Here is a 3,040-nt window from a genome sequence, read left to right on the forward strand (position 1 = left end):
CCCGGGAGACGCCGAACTCGTCGCCCAGCGCTGCTTCTGACGGCAGCCGGGCGCCCGCGTCCAACTCGCTGACCCGCCGCCGCAGCTCGGACACCATCTGCTGCCGACCCCCAGGCTCAGGCGGCTCAGCCGCAGCCACGACACGACCGCGGCCCGGGACCGCCCGCACCAGGCCCTCGCCTTCCAGGAGCCCCAGAGCCCGCCGCACCAGCGTCCGCGACACACCGAACTCTTCCTTCAGCTCGGCCTCCGACGGCACCGCCGACCCCGGCACGGCGCCGCTCAGGCGAGCGCGCAAGGTCTCCGCGATGGTCTGGTAGGTGCCCCAGCGGGCGCGAGGTGGCATGGCAGCACGGTAACGCAGAAGGCCCTCACACGAAGGCGCGGGCCAGGAACAGCCACATGAGAGCATTTACACGCGGCCCTCTCCAGCTTCCAAACCGGAAAAGGACCTATCGGATGAGCTTCTACAAGGACCTAGTCGCTGCAATGACCGAGCCCGAAAACCCGCACACCTGTGAGGAGTCCTGCGAGACAGGAGAGGAGATCGTCACCTGGTACGAGTACATGGACTCGGTGACGTTCACCCCAGCGCCGGAATTCAGCGCTAGCGCAGAAGCTGAACCAATCCAGATGCGAACAGAGGGGTGGCACCAGGTTCAGGGGCCTCGGAGGTTGCGGCCAGAAGGTGCGGCCTTCGCGCCTGAGGGAGAAGTGGTAGGCACAGTCAACCTTCCGTTCCGGCCTGGGCGTCTCTCGCGGGAAGGGCTGCTTAAGCAGGCTCGCCTGAAGCATCCAGGCTTTGGGGTCAGTGTGGACTGCGAGGGCCGTGTCAAGGTGCTCCCGGCCTGACCCCAATAACAACCGCCCCATCTAAGCGAGCCGACGGCGCCGTCGGCTCAGGACTCCAAGGCGCAGCTCGACTTTGAGTCGACTTTGGGGGAGGCGACACACGGAAGGCCCTGCCGAAGCAGGGCCTCCGGTGCTCAGCTCACACCCACGGCCAGTCCGCCGACCGCCCCGCCTCGATCAGCGGGATCATCCCGAACGCCGCGTCCGACAATCCACCGAACGCGTACCGGTTCCGCTGACCGGACGGGGCGTGGCCACGCTCGTACCCGGCCAGGTTCCAGGTGTACATGGGCACCCGGCTCGGGACGGACTGGTCGACCTCGATCGGGTCCTCGTTGGCCTGCTCGTCGGTGACGACCACGACGCGGTCGTGCCCGGCGAACTTCTCCCGCAGCGCGGCCGCCGTGTCGGTGCCACCTCCGAGGAACCAACCGCCGTCGTCCCAGCGCTTGACCGCACCCAGCAGCGACTCCCCGCGGCGCAGGTCGAACACCTTCGTCTTGGCCCCCGGTATATCGCTGACCCAGTAGCTGACTGAGGAGAAGGACACAACGTCGGCCGCCGCGCAGCGCTGACCCAGAGCGATACCGAACAGCGCGGCCGCGTCCCAGCGCTTGAGCGCGCCGTCCTTGGAGAAGCTGGCGCGCATGGAACCGGAGGTGTCCACCATGATCAACGTGCGTCCCGACAGGGTCGGCACGTTGGCCAGGCTCAGGCTCAGCGCCCGCTCCAGGGCGTAGCCCCAGCGCAGACTCGGCGCCGCACGGTAGGCGGACAGGAAGCGCATGGGCAGCTGGCGGCTGCGCTCGACCTCAGCCGGGTCGGTGAGCTTGGCCATGACCCGCTCGGCCACAGCATCGCTCACTCCGGCCTCGTCGAAGCCCCTGAGGTTCCTGAGCAGCGCCATGTAACCCATGCTCGGGATGATCGCCTCCCACAGCCGGGCCCGGTCCACACGGTCGCCCGCCAGCGACAGCGCCGCCTCCCAGGTAAGCCCCGCACGCTGGAGCGCGTCGGGGTCGAGCAGCACGCCCGGGTCGGCCGCCGCCCGGTCGCTGAAGGCCGCGTTGGCCGCCAGCACCGGCAGCAGGGCCGGGTCGGGAGCGCCACCGCGGCCACGGCGACGGTCCTGGACGTGCTTGAACAGCGCCCCCTGCCACGCCGCGCCCTCGCGGGGCGAGGCGTGCACGAGGTTGAGCACATCACCGAACCGGTACCCCTTGGAATCGGTGTCGTACTTGAGCACCGACCGCTCGTTGTACAGCCGGGCCGTGCCGTCCGCGATACCGCGCTTGACCGGCTTGGGGATCGACCGGCCGTACCGGCTGGTCCAGTACGCCAAGGCCTCGCCCGGCTCGTCAGCGCGCTGCAACGCGGCGTTGACCATCTGCCGGGAGTGCCCGCGGGCACCGGCGTCCACGCGCGCCTTAGCGCCCTCCAGAGCGGCCACCAGGGACGCGGACCTCATGTTGGCCTCGCCGCGCAGCCACCCGATCATGCTCACCAGCCACTCGGGGTCATCCACGGCGACCTGCCGGACGAGGGCTGTGAACCGGTCGTCACGGTCGGCCGCGGTCTCGTAGAACGTCTTCTCCCCGACCATGTTGGTGACGGCCAGGAGGAACAGCTCCGACCGGGCGTCGCGCGCGTACCCGGCTCCACCTTCGTGGGTGCGTCCTGAGGGGCTGGACTCGCTGAGGACCGGGCTGCGACCGACCGGCCGGGCGCCGACACCGTTGAACTTCGCGCACATAAAAAGGGCTCCTTCCGCACCGGGAGGAGCCTCTACTGCAAATGGTGTGCCCGAGATCAAGGCGACGAAGGCGACGTAGGCGCTCTGCCAATTGAGCTACACCGGTCTTTCGACCAGCGACGGGACTCGAACCCGCAACCACCCGCTCCCGAAGCGAAGTATCCCTCATCTGCGCACCGGGCACACCATCTGAAGTTGTGTCCTCCCGAGATCTAAGTCGGACGCGGCGTTGCCTTTACACAGAAGAAGTAGCCGCGACCTGCGCACCGGGAGGTGCTGAAGCCACCTTAACGACCCTTCGAGTGGAACGGCAACACATTTACCCAAAGACAAATGCACCGACAGCACTCAACGGGTCGAATTCGCGCAAGCGGATTTCCCGCGAGGCACTTACTGGACGTCCTGGGGTGCGCGGACCAGCTCCAGGTTGAACAG

2 protein-coding genes are annotated in these 3,040 nt (G+C 68.1%); both read right to left on the reverse strand.

Going from position 1 to position 3,040, the window contains the following annotated elements; translation table 11 throughout:
• A partial coding sequence (locus tag ACSIH6_RS39170) for a GntR family transcriptional regulator (protein WP_435113919.1) occupies nucleotides 1-346 on the reverse strand: 346 nt, incomplete at its 3' end.
• Nucleotides 347-991: 645 nt separating this feature from the next.
• Nucleotides 992-2,605 carry a vWA domain-containing protein gene (locus ACSIH6_RS39175; RefSeq protein WP_435113921.1) on the reverse strand — a complete coding sequence of 538 codons (1,614 nt, stop codon included), beginning with the start codon at nucleotides 2,603-2,605 and terminating at the stop codon, nucleotides 992-994.
• Between the last annotated feature and the right edge of the window lie 435 nt (nucleotides 2,606-3,040).

Source organism: Nocardiopsis synnemataformans, assembly GCF_965343085.1.
Lineage (GTDB): Bacteria > Actinomycetota > Actinomycetes > Streptosporangiales > Streptosporangiaceae > Nocardiopsis > Nocardiopsis alborubida.

Coding starts and splice junctions, on each gene's coding strand:
- ACSIH6_RS39175 (WP_435113921.1), bottom strand. CDS start 2,605: ATGTGCGCGAAGTTCAACGGTGTCGGCGCCCGGCCGGTCGGTCGCAGC.